Source organism: Streptomyces sp. NPDC017993 (assembly GCF_044328065.1).
GTDB lineage: Bacteria > Actinomycetota > Actinomycetes > Streptomycetales > Streptomycetaceae > Streptomyces.
Genome location: NZ_JBIRGO010000020.1, coordinates 81,145 through 99,013, shown reverse-complemented (window position 1 = coordinate 99,013; position 17,869 = coordinate 81,145). Strand labels below are relative to the sequence as shown.

Sequence of the window (17,869 nt, the reverse complement as noted above, 5' to 3'; positions counted from 1 at the left end):
GGCAGGTCAGCTGGCAGGTCAGCTCTTCTCCGCTGTCAGTCCTTGTCCACCGTCAGCTCCGAGATCCCGGGATGCTTCGCCGGCTTTCCGTCGCCCTTGGAGGCTCCGTCGCCGTGGACCTCGACGCGTACGTACCTCGCCCGGGTCCGGCCTTCGTCGCTCGTCGCGTGCCAGTGCTTTCCGTCCTGCGAGGTCTGCACGACGTGGGACTTCGGCCGGGTCGCCGTCCAGTGCGGGGTGATCCGGCCGACGCGGGTGGTGCGGCCGAGGTCGACGGTGAGCGTGCCGTCGGCGGCGTCCGGCACCCAGGCGGTGGTCGCGTTGCCGTCCACCGCGGCGCCCGCGTACATCCCGGGCTCTTCGGAGGTGGCGCGGGCCTGCGTGCACCGGGCGACGTTGTCGGTCGGGGTCAGGTCCGGGCGGCGGGTCTTGAGGACCGCCGGCTGACCCCGGCTCACGACCTTCTCGCCCTCCGGCGTGTCGATCCGCATCGGCGCACCGTCGGTCAGCCGCACGGTCGTGCGGTGCGCGCCGAGGGCGATGTCGTAGGTGCGCCCCTGCCAGCGCAGTCCGCGCAGGGTGACGCCCTTGGAGAGCTGCGGCGGCAGCATCGGGTCGAGCCGCACCTTGTCCTCGCGCAGCCGCAGGCCGGTCAGCCCGTGGGTGAAGGTCTGCAGGAAGCCGCCCTTGCCGGTGAGGAAGTCCTGTGCGGGCCGCCCGGCGTGCGGGTCGCCCGCGCCGGCCTTGTCGCCGCGCGCCTCGGAGAACTGCTTGAACGGGCCGCGGACGAACGGCTTGATGGAGCGCATCAGGTAGGTGTTCGTCGAGCAGCCTGCCTCGCCGATGCCGGCCGCGTCGATGGCGTGCACGGAGTCCGTCATGGCCGGGCCGTCCGGGTCGGTGCGCGCGGCGTAGTGGTCCAGCGTGCCGGCGGCCTGGTCAGGCTTCATCGGCCATTCCAGCGGATACATCAGCAGCACGGTGTCCGCCTGCTTGATGGTGGTGCCCTTGTATCCGGCGTACTGCTCGAAGACCTTCTTCTTCGCGTCGTAGGGGATGCGCAGCTTGTCGGCGATGGTGCGCCAGGAGGCGGGCGCCCGCTCGCCGAGGATGTCCGCGACGCGGGTGGCGTGCCGCAGGGCGGTGGCCGCACCGGCGTTGGTGAACACCCCGTCGTCGACACCGTTGCTGTACTCGTCCGGCCCGGCGACGTTCCGGACCGAGTAGCTGCCGTCGTCGTTACGGGTCGCCCGGGAGGCCCAGAATTCGGCGATTCCCTTGAGGACCGGCCAGCCGCGCGACCGCAGCCATCCGGTGTCCTTGGTGGCGAGGTAGTACTGCCAGGTGGCGAGGGAGATGTCGCCCATGAGGTGGTTCTGGGTACGGCAGTGCGGCGGGTCCCAGCTGTGGCACTCGTTGTTCAGGTCGCCCTTGCTGCCGCTGGTCCAGGAGTAGAACAGCCCGTCGTAGCCGAGCTTCTTGGCGTTGGCGCGGGCGCCGGCACGGGTCTTGTAGCGGTAGTCGACCACCGACCTGGCGAGGTCGGGGTGGCTCGCCAGCAGCCCTGGATACATCCACGTCTCGGCGTCCCAGAAGACCTCGCCGGCGTAGTTGTCGCTGGTCAGGCCGGTGGGCCCGATGCTGTTGCGGTTGCCGGCCCGGGTGCTGGACAGCAGTCCGTACTGCGCCGAGCGCACCCACGACTGCAGTTCACGACGCCCGTGGACCTCGATGTCACTGCGCCACAGCCGCTGCCAGGCCGCGGTGTGCCGTGCGAAGATCGCGTCCCAGCCGCGGTTCGCGGCCTGCCGGGAGGCGGCGTGGGCGGTGGCGCGCGGGGAGCGGGAGGTGAGTGCGGTGTCGACGCCGACGTACTTGGTGAGCTCGTACGAGCGGCCGCTGCTGACCGGGAAGCGCAGCTGCTGCCTGTTGCTCAACTTGGCGTTCTGCGCGCCCTGTCGGGGGCGTTCGGCGTGCACCTTCCGGTCGGCGCGCAGGGTCGAGGCGACCGCGCCGTCCGTCTTGGTGCCATCCGTGCGGAAGGCGACGTCCATCGTGTCGCGGGAGCCCCGCCCGCCGGCGGGGTCGCCGGCCTGCGTCATCCGGCGGGCGCCGCGCCCGTCGAGGGCGTCGGTGACGGTGGCCGAGCCGCTCCAGTGCGGGGTCATCCGCAGCCGTACGGCGCCGGTGTGGGCGCGCGTGCGGTCGGCGAGGACGTCGTAGACCAGGTCGGTGGCGCGGCCGTCGGCGGCCGTCCAGGTCAGCGAGGTACGGACGAAGCCGCAGCGCAGGAAGAGGGTCTGGCGGTAGTCGGAGATCCGGCCGGGCTTCGTGGCCGAGGAGAAGGTCTCGGAGTGCGCGCCGCCGGTGGCGACGTCGAGCGTGGTCCAGGTGGGGATCGCCGCGATGGCCTGGCGGCCCTTGAGGTCCTTGGGGCCCTTGGCGTAGAGGCCCGAGACGAACGAGCCGTCGTATTCGGGGGTCTTGAGCGGCCAGCCGGTCTCGCCTCCGGAGGCGGCGTAGCCGGTTCCGTTGGGCGGCACCCGCTGCCCGAGGTAGCCGTTGCCGACGAAGGCGTGGTGGCTGTCCTTGGGGTCGATGCGGGTGGCGGTGGCCGTCCAGCCGTCGCCACCGGAGGCGCCGTCGCCCTTCGTACAGGATCCGTGTGCGGCGCCGGGTGGCGCCGCAGCGGGCGCCGTCTCGTTCCTGGCCGAGGCCGCGGCGGGTGCGAGCACCGCGACGAGGGCTCCGGCGAGCAGCGGCGCGACGACCTTGCGCGGGAGACGCGCCCCGGGCCGGGCGGGGTGGTTCGACGGGGCCTGCGGTGGCGGATCCGCGGGGTGATGTGTCGAGCGATCCATGGTTCTCCGTCGTACATGCACAGCCGTACCCGGGTCCTGCGGTACGGACTGCGCCTTGAGCATGGCAATACATCGGCCCCCGCCGTGAAGGCACCCTAAAACGACACCCCCGTCCGGGTCACGGAGTCCAGGCCACGAATTCCCGTCCCCGCTCCGGCGCGCTCGCACGAAACTCCCCCCGATTGGTCAATAGGGCCACACTTACGGCACACTTTTAGACTGACCAGTCAGAACAAAGGAGGGGTTGTGGACACCACCCGTCAGGGGGCGGCGGTCAACGCCAGGGGGATCGGAGTCGAGGGCCCACGAGGATGGGCCTTCAGAGGTGTCGACGTCTCCGCGGAACCGGGCACGCTGATCGCCGTCCAGGGCCCTTCGGGCTCCGGCCGCACCTGCCTGCTGCTCGCACTCACCGGCCGGATGCGGATCACCGAAGGCGACGCGACGGTCGCCGGATTCCCCCTGCCCAAGCGGATGGGGGCGGTACGCGGCCGCACGGCCCTGGCGCACGTACCGGGCGTCGCCGACCTCGAACCGGCGCTCACCGCCGGCGAACACCTCCAGGAACAGGCCCTGTTGGGCCACCGCCTGCAAGGAACCCTGAGCGGCTCGCTGCCCTGGGGCCGCCGCCACAAGGAGACCACCCGGGCCCGGATCGAGGCGGCGCTGGCCGCCGTCGGGCTCGACCCGGACACGCTGCCCAAGGGGCTGCGGACCGCCGTACGCGACCTGGAGCGGCTCGAAGCGCTGCGGCTCTCCCTCGCGCTCGCCGTCATGCACGGCCCCCAGCTGCTGGCCGTCGACGACGTCGACCTCAAGCTGTCCGCGGACGAACGCGCCCTGGCCTGGCAGCTGTTGCGGGACCTCGCGCTGGCGGGCACCACCGTCGTGGCCTCCGGCAGCGACGCGCCGTCGGACGCACTCGTCGTCCGCACCAGGCAGGCCGCCACCGCGCGCACCGGCCCCGGCGCCGCGTCCGGCCAGGACGGCCAGGACAGCCAGGACGGCCAGGACGCACCCGCATCACCCACCACCACTTCCGGCCGGAACGACCCGGCCGACACCGATGAGGAGGAAGCAGCGCATGCGTTCGCCGCGACTGGCCGCGCTTGAGCTCAGGCGTTTCGGCAGGGGGAAGCTCCCCCGGCTGGGCCTCGTCGCCCTGATGCTGATCCCCCTGCTCTACGGAGCCCTGTACCTCTGCTCCTTCTGGGACCCCTACAGCCGCTTGGACAAGATCCCGGTGGCACTCGTCAACAACGACAAGGGCGCCTCCGCCGACGGCAAGAAGATCAACGCGGGCGAGGAGCTGGCCGGGAACGTCACGGACAGCAAGACCTTCCACTGGGAGGAGGTCAGCGCCGCCGAGGCCGCCAAGGGCGTCGAGGACGGCACCTACTACCTCTCCCTGACGGTCCCGAAGAACTTCAGTGAGCGGATCGCCTCCAGCTCGGGTGACTCCCCGCAGACCGGCGCCCTCAAGGTCCGGACGAACGACGCCAACAACTACATCGTCGGCTCGATCTCCAAGACCGTCTTCTCCGAGATCCGCGCCAAGACCTCGGCGAAGTCCTCCCGGGCCTTCCTCGACAAGATCTTCGTGTCCTTCTCCGACCTGCACGACCGGACGGCCGAGGCGGCCGACGGCGCGAGCAAGCTGGACGACGGGCTGGACGACGCCAAGAAGGGCTCCGGCAAGCTCGCCGACGGCCTCGGGACCGCCAAGGACAGCACCGGCAAGCTCTCCGGCGGCCTCGGCAAACTCGACAAGGGGTCCGGCGACCTGAGCAAGGGCGCCGGGGACACCCACCGGGGCGCCAAGACGCTTCAGGAGAAGCTCGGCCTCGCACACTCCAAGATCGAACAGCTCAGCCAGGGCACCCGGCAGGTCGCGGCCGGCACCCAGAAGCTCGCCGACACCGCCAACGGCCTGGCCGGCAAGGCCCGTCCGTTCCTCAAGCAGTACGCCAAGGACCTGGGTGAGAAGGCCCGGGTCGTCGCCGGCGCCTCCGGGGCACTCGCCGACGACCTCGGCACGCTGCCGCGGGACACCGCCCACGCGGCCTCCGAGGCGCGCGACGCGGCCGACCAGCTCGACACCCTCTACGACCAGCGCTGCGGGAGCGCCGTCTCCCTCGACGCCGACTGCCCCGCGCTCAAGAAGGCCCGGGACGCCACCGCACTGGCCGCCGACACCGCGGAGAAGGTCAACTCCCTTGTCAGTTCGCACACCTCGGGCATCGACAAGCTGACCGGCGATCTGCGCAGGCTCGACAAGGTGGCCACCGCCGTCGCCGACCGCGCGCCGACCTCCGAGAAGGACCTCGAAACGGCCGTCGCGGAGATCAACCGGCTCAACGCCGGCGCGCACAAGGTGTCCGACGGCGCCGGCAAGATCGCAACAGGGGCCGGGCAGCTCACCGACGGCGCGGGCCGGCTCACCGACGGGACGGGCAAGGTCGCCGACGGCGCCGGGCAGATGCACGACGGCATCGGCGCGGCCAAGAACGGCACCGACCAGCTGGAAGGCGGCATCGGCAAGCTCAAGGACGGCGCGGTCTCGCTCAACGGCGGTCTGTTCAAGCTCAAGGACGGCTCCAACCAGCTGGCCGAGGGCCTGCACAACGGCGTCGCCAAGATTCCGGACTACGACAAGCACGACCGCGACGCCCGCACCGAGGTGATGGCCGACCCCGTCGGGCTGGCCTCACAGTCGATGCACAAGGCGCCCAACTACGGCACCGGCCTGGCGCCCTACTTCATCCCGCTCTCCCTCTGGGTCGGCGCGATGGTCGCGTACATGCTGTTCGCCCCGCTGAGCAAGCGCGCCCTGGCCGCCGGCGCCCCCGGCTGGCGGATCGCACTCGGCTCCTGGCTGCCGGCGTTCGCGATCGGGGTGGCGCAGGTACTCGCCCTGATGGCCGTCCTCCACTGGGGGCTCGGCCTGGAGATGGCCCGCTCCGCCGCCACCATCGGCTTCCTGCTGCTGGCGACGGCCTGTTTCACCGCGGTCATCCAGCTGCTGAGCGCCTTCTTCGGGCCGGCCGGGCGGGTGCTCACCCTCGTCGTGCTGATGCTCCAGCTGACCTCGGCGGGCGGCACGTACCCGGTGCAGACCAGCCCCGGGTTCTTCGCCGCCATCCACCCGTTCCTGCCGATGAGTTATGTCGTCGACGGGCTGCGCCGGCTCATCACCGGCGGCGGTCTCGAACCCGTGTGGCAGGGCAGCATCGTGCTCACGGCCTTCACCCTCGGCGCGCTGGCGCTCACCGCTCTGGCGGCGCGCGGCCGGCAGGTCGTACGGATGAAGGACCTGCACCCGGAGCTCAGCCTGTGACCGAGCGTTCCGGTCCCGGGGGCGGTGCCGGCAACGGCACCGCCCCCGGGGCGCACCCCGGCACCGGCGCGGAAGCGGGCCACGCGGCCGCCTCCGGCAGCCATCGGCACGCCCCCGCCGGGCTCCGCCGTGCGGCCACCCGGCGCAAGCTCTTCGACGCCGCCGTCACCCTGATCGCGGAACAGGGCTTCTCCGCCACCACCGTGGACGAGATCGCCGACCGCGCCGGCGTCGCCAAGGGCACCGTCTACTACAACTTCACCAGCAAGAACGTCCTGTACGAGGAGTTGCTGCGGGACGGCATCGACCTCCTGGCCGGGTCCCTGCGGCAAGCCGCCGAGACGACCGCGGCGCGCGGCGGCACCCGGGTCGACGCCCTGGACGCGATGATCCGGGCCGGCCTGGACTTCATCGCCGGCTCCCCCGCCCTCACCCAGCTGTACGTCGCCGAGCTCTGGCGCACCAACCGGACCTGGCGCGACACGCTGCGGTCGGTACGGGGACGGGTGCTGACGGTCGTCGAGTCCGTCCTGCGGGAGGCCGTCGCACGCGGTGAACTCACCGCGGAACTCGACATCCCGCTCACCGCCTCCGCCCTGCTCGGCATGGTCCTGGTGGCCGCCCTGGACTGGCAGTCCTTCCAGCCGCACCGCTCGGTCGAGGACGTGCACGCGTCACTGTCCCGGCTGCTCCAGGGGCGCGTCGGCGCCGCACCCGCGTGCCGCGTCCGCGAGGTGCGCGCGCCGGGTCCGTGAGGCGGGAAGCGGCGTCACCTGCCGTCGGCCGGTACCTCGTCGAGGTGCGTCGGCGCGAACATCCGCAGCCGGGCGGGGAGCACCACCACCGAGGGCCCCGGCTCCGCGAGCGCCGCCGCCAGGTCCTCGCGCAGCCGCTCCGGATCCGTACGGACCGCGGGCACCCCGAAGGACTCGGCCAGCGCCACGAAGTCCGGCCGGGCCAGCTCGGTCGCGGTCGCCTCGCCGAACGCGTCGGTCATGTACTCCCGCAGGATGCCGTAGCCGCCGTCGTCCACGATGAGCCAGGTGACCGGCAGGTCGTACTGCCGGGCGGTGGCCAGCTCGGCGATCGAGTACATCGCGCCGCCGTCGCCGGAGACCGCGAGCACCGGCCGGTCGGGGTCGGCGACGGCCGCGCCGAGCGCCGCCGGAAAGCCGTAGCCCAGGCCGCCGGAGCCCTGCGCGGAGTGCAGCGCGTTCGGGCGGCGCGCGTCGAACGCGGACCAGGCCCAGTAGGCCAGGATCGTCATGTCCCAGCAGCTGACCGCGTCGTCGGGCAGCGCGTCGCGCACCGAGGCCAGGATCTGCTGTTCCAGGTCGAGTCCCTGCCCGTCGATACGCTGCCGGACCCTCTTCAGCAGGTCCGCCACCGCGTCCTGCGGGGCGGAGGCCGCGCCGTCGGCGCTCTCCCGTACCGGGCGGCCCGCCACCTCCTTCACCAGCGCGGCCAGGGCCGGCCGGGCGTCCGCGTGGACGCCGAGCGCGGCATGGTTCGACTCCAGCTTGCCGAGGTCCGCCTCGATCTGCACGACCCGGCCGCGGGGCCGGAACGTGTGGTAGTTCGAGGAGAGTTCGCCGAGCCCCGAACCGACCACCAGCAGCGTGTCGGCGTCCTCCAGGAACTCCGTCGTGTGGCGGTCCTCCAGCCAGGACCGGAGCGAGAGCGGATGCTCCCACGGGAAGGCGCCCTTGCCGCCGAACGTCGTGGCCACCGGCGCCCGCAACCGCTCGGCGAGCGCCAGCAACTCCGCCTCGGCGCCGGCGCGCACGACGCCGCCGCCGGCCAGGATGACCGGCCGTCGGGCCTCCGTCAGCCACCGCGCGGCCTCCGCCGTCACCTCCGGCCGTGGCGTCAACTCACGTGGTACGGCGTGGAGTTCCGCCACAGGCGGCACCTCGACGGGTGCCAGCAGCACGTCCTGGGGGATCTCCAGCCACACCGGCCCGTGGGGCACGCTCAGCGCCGATTCCCAGGCCGCGGCCACCGCGGACGGGATCTGCGAGGCCGTCCGAGCGGTGTGGACGGACTTGACCACGCCCCGGAACACGGCGCTCTGGTCGGTGAGTTCATGCAGATAGCCGTGGCGTCCGCCGCCGATGCCGGCCAGCGGCACCTGGCTGCCGATGGCCAGGACGGCGGCCGAGCCCGCGGCGGCCTCCTGGAGCGCGGCCAGCGTCATCAGCGCCCCGGGCCCGGTGGAGACCAGCAGCGGCGCCACCCCGTGCGTGGTCCTGGCGTACGCGTCGGCCGCGAAGCCCGCGTTGTTCTCCACCCGCAGCCCGACGTAGCGCAGCGCGGAGCGGCGCAGCGCGTCGAACACCCCGAGCGCATGCTGGCCCGGCAGCCCGAAGACGGTGCTCGCGCCGAGCGCGGTCAGCGATTCGACGACCAGATCGCCGCCGTTGCGCCGGTGCGGTGCCGCCGTGGGGGTGGTGGTGCTCATGGGTAGGTGCTGCCTTCCTGAGGAGGGTGAGCGGGGAACGGCACCGCGGAACGGTGCGCGAGGACGAGGTGCGTGAGGCGGGCGGCGCGGGCCGGGAGCCGGCTCAGACGCCGTGGGCCGCGGACGAGGGCGCCGGCTCCTCGCCGGCCTCGTCCGGCGCCGCCTCGCCGGCAAGCCGGGCACGCCAGGCGGTGAGCACCGCGGGATCGGTCGGCTTCGAGGCCAGGCTCACGGCGACGTACGTCACCAGCGAGGCCAGCAGTCCGTAGTAGATCGGCTCGTTGGCGAGGACGCCGAGCGTGGCCATCAAGCCGATCACCGTGAGGCCGCCCACCGCGACCGAGGCCAGGGCGCCGGTGGCGTTGCCGCGCTTCCACAGCAGCCCGCCCAAAATGGGCACCAGCAGGCCGCCGACGAGGACGTTGTAGGCGAGGGTCAGCGCCTCGACGACGTTGTTGAGCGCGATCGCGATGACGATCACCGCGACGCCCATGAGCAGGATGAACAGGCGGTTGTCCCGCACCTCGTCGGACCCGCCGGCCGCCTCCTCGCCCCGGCCGTCAGCGGGGTCTTGGCCCGTGTCCTGGCCGCCCGGCGTCGCCCCCCGAGCCGCCAGGAAGCCCTTCACCCGGGCCCAGATGTCGTTGTTGGCGACCGTCGCGCACGCGATCAGCGCTCCCGACGACGTCGACATCACCGCGGACAGTGCCGCCGCCAGCACCAGCCCGCGCACCCCCATCGGCAGCGCGTCCTTCACGATCGTCGCGAACGCGTCGTCCGGGCTGCCCAAGTGGGGGTAGAGCACCTTGGCCGCGGTACCGATGACCGCGCCGGCCACCGCGTAGACCAGACAGTACGTACCGGCGGCGGTGCCGCCCAGGCGCGCCACCTTGTCGCCGCGTGCGGTGAACACCCGCTGCCAGATGTCCTGCCCGATCAGCATGCCGAAGGAGTAGATGAGCACGTAGGTGAAGACGGTCTGGCCGCCGATGCCCAGGGGCGCGAAGTAGTCGTCCGGCAGCCGGTCCCGCATCTCGGCGAAGCCGCCCGCCTTGACCACCGCGATGGGCAGCAGGAGCAGCAGCACACCGATGGTCTTGACGACGAACTGGACCATGTCGGTGAGGGTGATCGACCACATCCCGCCGAGCGTCGAATAGGCGACGACGATCACGCCGCCGAGCACGATCGAGAGGGTGCGGTCCATGCCGAAGAGCACATCGAAGATCGTCGCGTAGGCGATGGTCGAGGTCACGGCCAGCATGAGCGTGTACGCCCACATCACGACGCCGGAGATGATCCCGGCCGAGCCGCCGTAGCGCAGGTCGAGCATCTCGGAGACGGTGTAGACCTTCAGCCGGGCGATCCGCGCCGAGAAGAAGATGCTCAGCGCCAGCAGCCCGAGACCGATGGTGAAGACCATCCACGCGCCGGAGAGCCCGTACTGGTAGCCGAGTCCGACGCCGCCGATGGTCGACGCGCCGCCGAGCACGATCGCGGCCATGGTGCCCGAATACATCGCGGGCCCGAGCCGGCGCCCGGCGACCAGGAATTCGCTCTTGGACTTGGCGCGCCGCATGCCCCACCAGCCCATGGCGAGCATTCCGGCCAGGTAGAGCACGATCACCGCGTAGTCGACAGCCATGGGCCATCCCTTCCAGCAACGCCGAGGGGAGAGGGGGAACGCAGAACGGGGGCGAGAGAGCGGTGCGGCGGGGGTGTGACGGGGAGGGGTGCCGTACGTGCGTCTCGTCTTGGGGGTTGACCCTAGGAGGCTGAAAGTCGACGCTGAAGTGTACGTTTCCTCCACTCACCGCTCCCTCAGTGGATGGTTCGCACATGACTCAGCCCACGCCGCCGGACCCGCACCCGTCACCGGGCCCGTCCGCACCCCCTGAGGCCGCGCGCAACGTGCCGCCTTCGACGCCGCCGGTCGCGCTGTCCGACCTCCTCGCACGCACCGACCTCGGCCTGCGGCAGATCGCGGGACCGCGGGAAGGCGTCGTCATCCACTGGGTGCACACCTCGGAGATGGCGGACCCGGTGCCGTACCTCCTGGGCGGCGAGATGCTGCTCACAGCGGGGATGCACCTGGCGGAGGCGGCCGGCGGGACGGAGGAGAAGGCGGGGCCCACAAGCGGCTCCGGGCCCGGCACCGGCACCACCGCCGCCGAGACCGACACCGACACCGACACCGACGGCACCGCCCGCTCCCCCGCGCCCGCCGCCTCCCCCGACGCCTTTCCCCCTGGCCCTCTCGACGCCTATCTCGACGGCTACGTCGCCCGGACCGTGGCCGCCGGTGCCGCCGCGCTCGGCTTCGGGATCGCGCCGGTGCACGACACCGTTCCCCGCGCCCTGGTGGCCGCCTGCGACCGGCACGGTCTGCCGCTGATCGAGGTGCCCCCGGCCACGCCGTTCACCGCCGTGGAGAGCGCCGTCTGGCAGGCCGTGACGGAGGCCAGGCACCGCGAGCTGACCCGGCTCAGCGAGGCCCAGCGGGCGTTGGCCTCGGCTGCCGCCCGCGCCGATCCCGCACCGGCCGTCCTGCGCGCACTGGCCCGCCATGTGCACGGCTGGACCGCCCTGCTCTCCCCGGACGGCACCGAGCACGGCACGGCCGGTCCCCCGCCCACTGCCGCCTGCCGGGCCGCGGCCGCGCACCTCGCCGGCATCGTCGGCCGCGGCGGCCCGTCCTCGGCGACCGACACCCTGCCCGACACCCACCTGACCGCGTACGCCCTCACCGGCCGCGGCCCCCGTCGCGAGGCGCCGGCCCTCGTGGTCGCCGCGCACCCCCTCGACCCGCCCGCCCACACCATCGCGGGAGTCGCCGCCGTCCTCCTTTCCCTGATCACCGGCCCGGCCTCGGGCCAGGGCCCGGTCGGGACGGACCACTCCGCCGCGTTGGCCGAACTACTGCTCGGCGCCGACCCCTCGCAGGTCGGCCCGCTTCTGGGCCACCCCCTCTGGACCGTCGTGCACGCCGAGCCGCGCCGCGACACGACCGCTTCCCCCGCCGCCCTCGCCGCCGCCCTCCACACCCCCCTCGTCGCCCGCTGCCCCACAGCGAACGCCACACCGGGCCCTACGGCTCCGGTCCGCGCCGAGGCCGGGTCCGGGCGGCCCACCGCACCGCACGCCGCGTCCCCCGCCCTCCGCGCCCTCGTCCCCGCCGACCGCGACGTCACCGGACACCCGGGCTGGACTCTCGGCGTCAGCGAAGCCGCCCCGGTCACCGAGCTGCCGGCCGCCGACCGGCACGCCGCCTCCGCCCTCCGACGCGCCCTCGCCGGCCGCGTCCCCCTCGTACACCACCGCACCCCTGGCCCCCACGGCATCACCTCCCTCGTCGCCCCCTCGGACGCCCGCCACCATGCCCAGGCCCTCCTTGCCCCGCTGGCGGGCTCCTCGCCCCTCCTCGCCACTCTCCACAACTGGCTCTCGCTGCACGGTAATTGGGATCGCACCGCGACCGCCCTTGGCATCCACCGCAACACCGTCCGCCAGCGGATCACCCGTATCGCGAGCCTCCTCGACACCGATCTGGACGACCCCGACGTCCGTATGGAGCTGTGGTTCGCCCTCCGCGCCCTCGACCGCGGCACACCGCGGGAACCGTGACGCCCACCAGGTCGTCATCACTCCGGAGTCGCCGGGCTCACCAACTTTCCACTGCCGCCCGCCGGGACGGTCTAATGTCAGCGTTGTCGCCCGTCCTCCGCACGCGCCGGGTGAGGGGATCGCACACCGCTCGGCACCGGTAACACGGCTGTGACAGAAGGCGTCTTGAGGCCGGACCGCCTCTCGTGCCTAGACTTGCCAGGCGCCACATGGTTACGACCAGCTCTTGAAACGAGGGATGCTGTGGCAGGGGACGGACTACAGGCCGACGTACCGTCACTCAAGGCGGGCGGCAAGGACTTCACCAGCGTGGGCCAGCGCTATCAGACAGCTGTGGACAAGCTCCAGACCGGACTGACCGGCCTGGAGGGCCAGGGCACCCCGCCGTGGGGCGACGACGACATCGGTTCGAAGTTCGGCGTCGTCTATGAAGGTCTGCGCGACGGCATGTACGAGTCGATGGGGCATCTCGCCGCCAAGCTCCAGGAGATCGGCGGCGCCTTGACCACGATGGGCAACAACCATGAGGCCGACGAGGACTTCAACGACTCGCTGATGAAGCAGCACATCGCGAACGCCGAGGCCCAGAGCACGTCGATCGCAAGTCTCAAGTCGCCCCACTCCGCGTAACCCTGCAGCACTCTCCTCTCCTCTCCGCCTCGCTCTGCTGTCCTACGGGGGATCGCCGTCATGTCGCTCATGCTTCCCGACTGGCTCGAATGGGTCCTTGAGATGCTCGGCTACGACTGGCCGACGGGCGACGAGGACAAGATGATGGAATCCGCCCAGCAGTGGCGGGACTTCGCGGCGGCGGTCGAACAACTGCAGGCGGAGGGCGTCAGCGCGGCCGGCAACGTCCTCTCGCAGAACGCCGGCGACAGCATCGACGGATTCAGCAAGACCTGGGAGAAGTTCTCCGGGACCGGCTCCGGCTATCTGGACGACGCACGGACGGCCGCCGAGCTGATCGCCATCGCGCTGGACGTGGGCGCCGGGATCATCATCGGGATGAAAGTCGCGGTGATCGCCCAGTTAGCGATCCTCGCAGCCGAGATCATCGCGGCGCAGGCGGCGGCCCCCTTCACTCTCGGCCTGTCCGAAATCGGTGCGGCAGGGGCCACCCAGCTCACCCGCGTGATCGTGCGCCGCCTGCTGAAGGAGGCACGCGAGGCGCTGGTCGAGGCGATCATGGAGACCCTCAAGGAGCCCGCCGTCTCCGCTCTGGAGGCGATGATCTCCGACGCCATCGCACAGGGCATGAACATGAACTTCGGGGCCCAGCAGGGCTTCGACGTCAACCGCAGCCTCAAGACCGGCGCGGATGCCGGCATCGAGGCCGCCAAGAACTCCGGCCAGACCTTCACGGAGGCGCTGCGAGACGGCGCGGGCGGCAGGGCCGGGGCGCACGCGCGCGGCGGCCTGGACTCGGCCGCCGGGCACGGCGGAGGGGGCTCGGACAGCAGCGGCGGCAGCAGTAGCAGCACCGGCAGCGAAAGCGCCTCCGGGAGCGGCTCGGGCAGCGGGAGCGGGAGCGGTTCGGGCAGCGGGAGCGGGAGCGGTTCGGGCAGCGGGAGCGGGAGCGGTTCGAGCAGCGGGAGCGGTTCGGGCAGCGGGAGCGGGAGCGGTTCGGGCAGCGGCGACAGCGGCGGCTCGGGCAGTGGCGGCTCGGGCAGTGGCTCGGGAGCGTCCGGCAGCGGCAGCGGCAGCGGTACAGACGGTGGCACGTCCGGAAGCGGTAGCGGTAGCGGTACGGACAGCGGCAGCGGCACGTCCGGGAACGGGAGCGGTCCCGGCAGCGGCGTGGGTACCGGAAGTGGCTCGGGCGGCGGAAGCGGCTCGGGCGGTCGAGCCGGCGACGGAGGGGGCTCCCCTTCGTCCACCGCCTCCGACGGCGCGCCTTCCACCAGCGGCCCGGCCGGTACGTCCGACGGTTCGACGGGCTCCACCCCCGGCTCGAACTCCGGGAACACCCCTGAGAGTCGGCCCCTGCCCCCGCCGGAGCAGCGTTCGCCCTTCGACGAGGGCTACCAGGGCGGCAACAACAGCCCCTACGCCGGCTCCACCACACCGGACGCGAGCAGCACACCGAACTCGGGAACCACACCCGATTCCAGCAGCGCTCCGGGCGCAGGCAACTCCCCTGACTCGGGCAGTACACCAGGCACGGGCAACTCCCCTGACTCGGGCAGCACACCGAATACCGGTGCCACACCTGACACCGGCGCCACGCCGGACTCACGCCCCGCACCGGACTCGGGTTCCTCACCTGATGCGGCGAGCACCCAACCGACGCCCGACAACACCCCGGACAACGCCCGCCCGAACCCGGACACGGTGAGCACCCAGCCCACCCCCGACAACACCCCGGACAACGCCCGCCCCAACCCGGACGCCACCAGTACGCAGCCGGCCTCCGACCCCTCCGCGCGCCCCGATGCGGCCCCGACGCCCGACGCCGGGCCGGACCGTTCCTCGCCGGGCCCGGACCAGTCGAGCGGCCACCAGTCCAACTCGCCTGCTTCGGACGGGACTTCGCGCCCGGATAACGCGCCCTCCCCGCAGCCGTCGGCCACCCCCGACCAGCCGTCCTCCCGGCCCGACCAGCCGTCGTCCACGCCCGACCCGGTGGCCGGCAACCCGCCCACCACCAGCGACACCTCCAGCCCCAACGCCGGCCCTCACAACGGGGACAGCAACAACACCGGCAACGGGAACGGGAACGGCAACGGGGACAACACCGGTGGCAGCGGACGCACCTCCACGCCTCACGTCAGCGTCCCCTCCCAAGGCGCCTCCACCCCCCACACCTCCTCCGGCCCACCTCTCGGCCAACGCGACCCCTCGCCCGCCGACGACACCACCGTCACCACCCAGTCCGCGGACACCATGACGGCGCCCCCGCCCACCCAGCACACGGCGGACCCCAACACCCCCACCACACCCGGCGCTCCATCCCAGCAGAACCCCCAGAACACGCCGCAGAACGCCGCCCCCATGATGGGCGGCCCCATGCCGCCCCAAGGCAACACCGCCACCGCCACACCCCCCACCGCCCCACCACGCGGCACCACACCCCCCACCGGCAATGGCAACGGCGGTACGGGCACCCCACCGTCCAACCGCCGTCCCGACGGCACCCAGCCCATCCACGACATCACCCAACAGCGCCGCCCCGACCGCCCCGCCTACAACCCCCGCCTCGACGGCCCCGACTCCAACCGCCCGGGCACCAACCGTCCGGACACGAGCCGTCCGGACACTCAACTCCCCTCGCAGCGGCCTCCGCGCGACACCGACCAGCAGCGTCCGCAGGACCGGCCCCGGAACGACCGCCCCGAGCAGGACCCCGCGCGTCCGGAGCAGGATTCGCCGCGCCCCGAGCAGGGCTCGGACGACCCGCGGAACCGGCCCTCCGAGGACACGGCGACCGACGACCGCCCCGAGCAGCAGCCGGACCAGGACAACGCCACCGACCAGGACGACCGTCCGGACCAGGACAACGCCACCGACGAGGACTCCGGCACCGACCGGAACAGCCCCGAGAGCGACCCGGCCGACAACGACACGGACAACCGCAACACCCCCTCGGACACCACGGACGCAACGAACGACAGCGACCGCGACAGCGACAGCGACAGCGACTCCGGCGACCCCACCCCGGCCTCCGAAACCCGTAACCGCGAGCAGCCGGGCGGTCTCGAAGGTCCCACCGACGAGCACCAGAACCAGGTGGCCGACAGCGTCCCCAAGGACGAGAACGGCAATCCGCAGCGTCACCCGGACCCCGACGACGGCAACTGGGTCGACACCATCAACGGCCCCGGCCCCGACGCCCCCGGCCGCAACAACAACTGCGTCGACGCCGCCCTCGCCACCGCCGACACCTACTCCGGCAACCCCACCGCCGCCGCCCAACGCACCCCCGACACCAACCCCGACGGCAGCCCCTCCGACCGCGGCGAGAACAACGGCCGCGACCGCATCGAAAACACCCTCGGCGCCCGCTTCAACGACTACGGCAACGGCCCCGACGCCTTCAACCGCCTCGAAAACACGCTCCGCGACTCCGGCCACGGCTCACAGGCCGTCATCATCACCCAGGACAACAACGGCCGCGCCCACGCCTGGAACGCCGTCAACCACAACGGCAAAATCACCTACGTCGACTCCCAGACCGGCCAACGCAGCGACCAGCCGCTCCACAACGGCGACAACGGCGTCTTCGCCGTCCCCCTCGACTCCGACCGCCGCCCGGTGCCGTCCACTCCGGACGGCCGCGCGGACGGCGAGACGGCGAACCAGGGCGACAACCGGCGCCCCGGTGACGCCGAACGGCCCGGGGACCGCACCCAACCCTCGGACACCAACCGGCCCAACGACGGGACCACGGACACCAACCGTCCCGACGACGGCACCACGGACACCAACCGTCCCGAGGACAGCAACCGCCCCGACGACGACAGCCGGCCTTCGGACAATGAGCGCCGACCGCACCCGGAGCCGGCCGACAACGACCCCTCTCAGCAGGACCGGACGCCCGACAACGACTCCGCCGACCCGGACCGGACGCCCGACAACGACCCCACCCAGCAGGACCGGACGCCCGACAACGACTCCGCCGACCCGGACCGGACACCCGACAACAACAACGAAGGCCCCGCGCACGACAACGACACGCGCGACGACAACAAGCACGACAACGACAAGCGCGACGACGTCAACGACGATCCGGACGGCGAGCGCCGGCCTCCGGCCGAACCGGCGGGCACCGACAACAACAAGCATCCGGACCAGACCGACGACGACGCCGACAGCGAGATGCCGGACGCGGACCACGACTCCGAGTCCGACGCCGACTCCGACTCCGACGCCGACTCCGACGCCGACATGGAGGACGCCGACGGTTCGGACGACGAACACGACGGCCGGCTCCGTGACGAACCGGACACCAGCAAGTTCACCGCGGCCGAGGCGCAGGATCTCGTCGGATCGCAGGAACGGGACTGGGACGACGGCGATCTGGGCCGGATGGTCGAGCGCGCGCGGCTCGACCACGAGTTCTTCCAGCAGTACGCGGTGCCCGACTCCGCCGCCGACCAGCACAGCGGCAAGAACAACTTCGGCATGTCACCCTCCGCGAACTACGCGGCGTTCAGGTACGTCGTGGAGCCCGGGACCCAGGAATACGTGATGCTGGCGCGCAGCTTCGGCACCACCGGAGCCGTCAACAAGGTCGACGACCAGCCCTGGACGGGCAAGTCGAAGCACTCCGAACGGGCCGCGGTCGAGTATCTCCAGCACATGCAGTCGACCCTGGACCCCGGCCAGCGCATTCGTCTCATGGAGGTCTACACCGAGCGGGCGCCCTGTGCGCAGAAGGGCTGTGCGGCCCTGATGTACCGCGTCTTCGGCAAGGTGCCGACGACGCACACCCTGCCGCATCCGGATGACGGCACGGGTTCGCAGAAGATGCGGGAGCACCTCAAGGATCTCAAGGCACGCCGAGGCGAGATCTTGGATGACGACTCCCGCGAGCACCCCGCGGGCATGGGCCCGGCGGACTCCGACGACGAGTAGTCGAACGGC

At 72.2% G+C, this 17,869-nt stretch carries 9 protein-coding genes; 6 read left to right on the top strand and 3 right to left on the bottom strand.

The annotated features are described in order from the left end of the window. Positions 1–35: 35 nt before the first annotated feature. Entirely contained in the window at positions 36–2,861 is a 2,826-nt protein-coding gene (locus ACH4FH_RS30500) for a discoidin domain-containing protein (protein WP_398559172.1), read from the bottom strand. A 246-nt stretch (positions 2,862–3,107) separates the two neighbouring features. Between ACH4FH_RS30500 and ACH4FH_RS30495 the strand changes: the two genes are divergently transcribed. Genes ACH4FH_RS30495 through ACH4FH_RS30485 form a run of 3 tightly spaced genes read left to right on the top strand, consistent with a single transcriptional unit; the run spans position 3,108 to position 6,953 of the window. Further along, a complete protein-coding gene (locus ACH4FH_RS30495) occupies positions 3,108–3,974 on the top strand; it encodes an ATP-binding cassette domain-containing protein (protein WP_398559171.1) in 867 nt (288 codons plus the stop codon). Beyond that, positions 3,946–6,198 carry a YhgE/Pip family protein gene (locus tag ACH4FH_RS30490; RefSeq protein WP_398559170.1) on the top strand — a complete coding sequence of 751 codons (2,253 nt, stop codon included), beginning with the start codon at positions 3,946–3,948 and terminating at the stop codon, positions 6,196–6,198. The genes ACH4FH_RS30495 and ACH4FH_RS30490 overlap by 29 nt, the downstream gene beginning before the upstream one ends. Next, a complete protein-coding gene (locus ACH4FH_RS30485; protein ID WP_398559169.1) occupies positions 6,195–6,953 on the top strand; it encodes a TetR/AcrR family transcriptional regulator in 759 nt (252 codons plus the stop codon). Before ACH4FH_RS30490 ends, ACH4FH_RS30485 begins: the two co-directional genes overlap by 4 nt. A 14-nt stretch (positions 6,954–6,967) precedes the next feature. Here the strand turns inward: ACH4FH_RS30485 and ACH4FH_RS30480 are convergent, their stop codons facing one another. Both ACH4FH_RS30480 and ACH4FH_RS30475 read right to left on the bottom strand, forming a co-directional pair. Further along, the gene (locus ACH4FH_RS30480; RefSeq protein WP_398559168.1) at positions 6,968–8,659 is read right to left on the bottom strand and encodes a thiamine pyrophosphate-binding protein; all 1,692 of its coding nucleotides are present in this window, start codon (positions 8,657–8,659) and stop codon (positions 6,968–6,970) included. Positions 8,660–8,762: 103 nt separating this feature from the next. Continuing rightward, on the bottom strand, positions 8,763–10,304 hold the full coding sequence (locus tag ACH4FH_RS30475; protein ID WP_398559167.1) for a sodium:solute symporter: 1,542 nt from the start codon (positions 10,302–10,304) through the stop codon (positions 8,763–8,765). Positions 10,305–10,498: 194 nt separating this feature from the next. Between ACH4FH_RS30475 and ACH4FH_RS30470 the strand changes: the two genes are divergently transcribed. From ACH4FH_RS30470 to ACH4FH_RS30460, 3 genes are all read left to right on the top strand, one after another. Continuing rightward, complete coding sequence (locus ACH4FH_RS30470) at positions 10,499–12,283, top strand: helix-turn-helix domain-containing protein (protein ID WP_398559166.1); 1,785 nt, start codon at positions 10,499–10,501, stop codon at positions 12,281–12,283. Positions 12,284–12,526: 243 nt separating this feature from the next. Continuing rightward, entirely contained in the window at positions 12,527–12,913 is a 387-nt protein-coding gene (locus ACH4FH_RS30465) for a hypothetical protein (protein ID WP_398559165.1), read from the top strand. Positions 12,914–12,973: 60 nt separating this feature from the next. Continuing rightward, the gene (locus ACH4FH_RS30460; protein ID WP_398559164.1) at positions 12,974–17,860 is read left to right on the top strand and encodes a toxin glutamine deamidase domain-containing protein; all 4,887 of its coding nucleotides are present in this window, start codon (positions 12,974–12,976) and stop codon (positions 17,858–17,860) included. Positions 17,861–17,869: the final 9 nt, after the last annotated feature.

Coding starts and splice junctions, on each gene's coding strand:
- ACH4FH_RS30490 (WP_398559170.1), top strand. CDS start 3,946: ATGCGTTCGCCGCGACTGGCCGCGCTTGAGCTCAGGCGTTTCGGCAGG.
- ACH4FH_RS30470 (WP_398559166.1), top strand. CDS start 10,499: ATGACTCAGCCCACGCCGCCGGACCCGCACCCGTCACCGGGCCCGTCC.
- ACH4FH_RS30500 (WP_398559172.1), bottom strand. CDS start 2,861: ATGGATCGCTCGACACATCACCCCGCGGATCCGCCACCGCAGGCCCCG.
- ACH4FH_RS30475 (WP_398559167.1), bottom strand. CDS start 10,304: ATGGCTGTCGACTACGCGGTGATCGTGCTCTACCTGGCCGGAATGCTC.
- ACH4FH_RS30480 (WP_398559168.1), bottom strand. CDS start 8,659: ATGAGCACCACCACCCCCACGGCGGCACCGCACCGGCGCAACGGCGGC.
- ACH4FH_RS30460 (WP_398559164.1), top strand. CDS start 12,974: ATGTCGCTCATGCTTCCCGACTGGCTCGAATGGGTCCTTGAGATGCTC.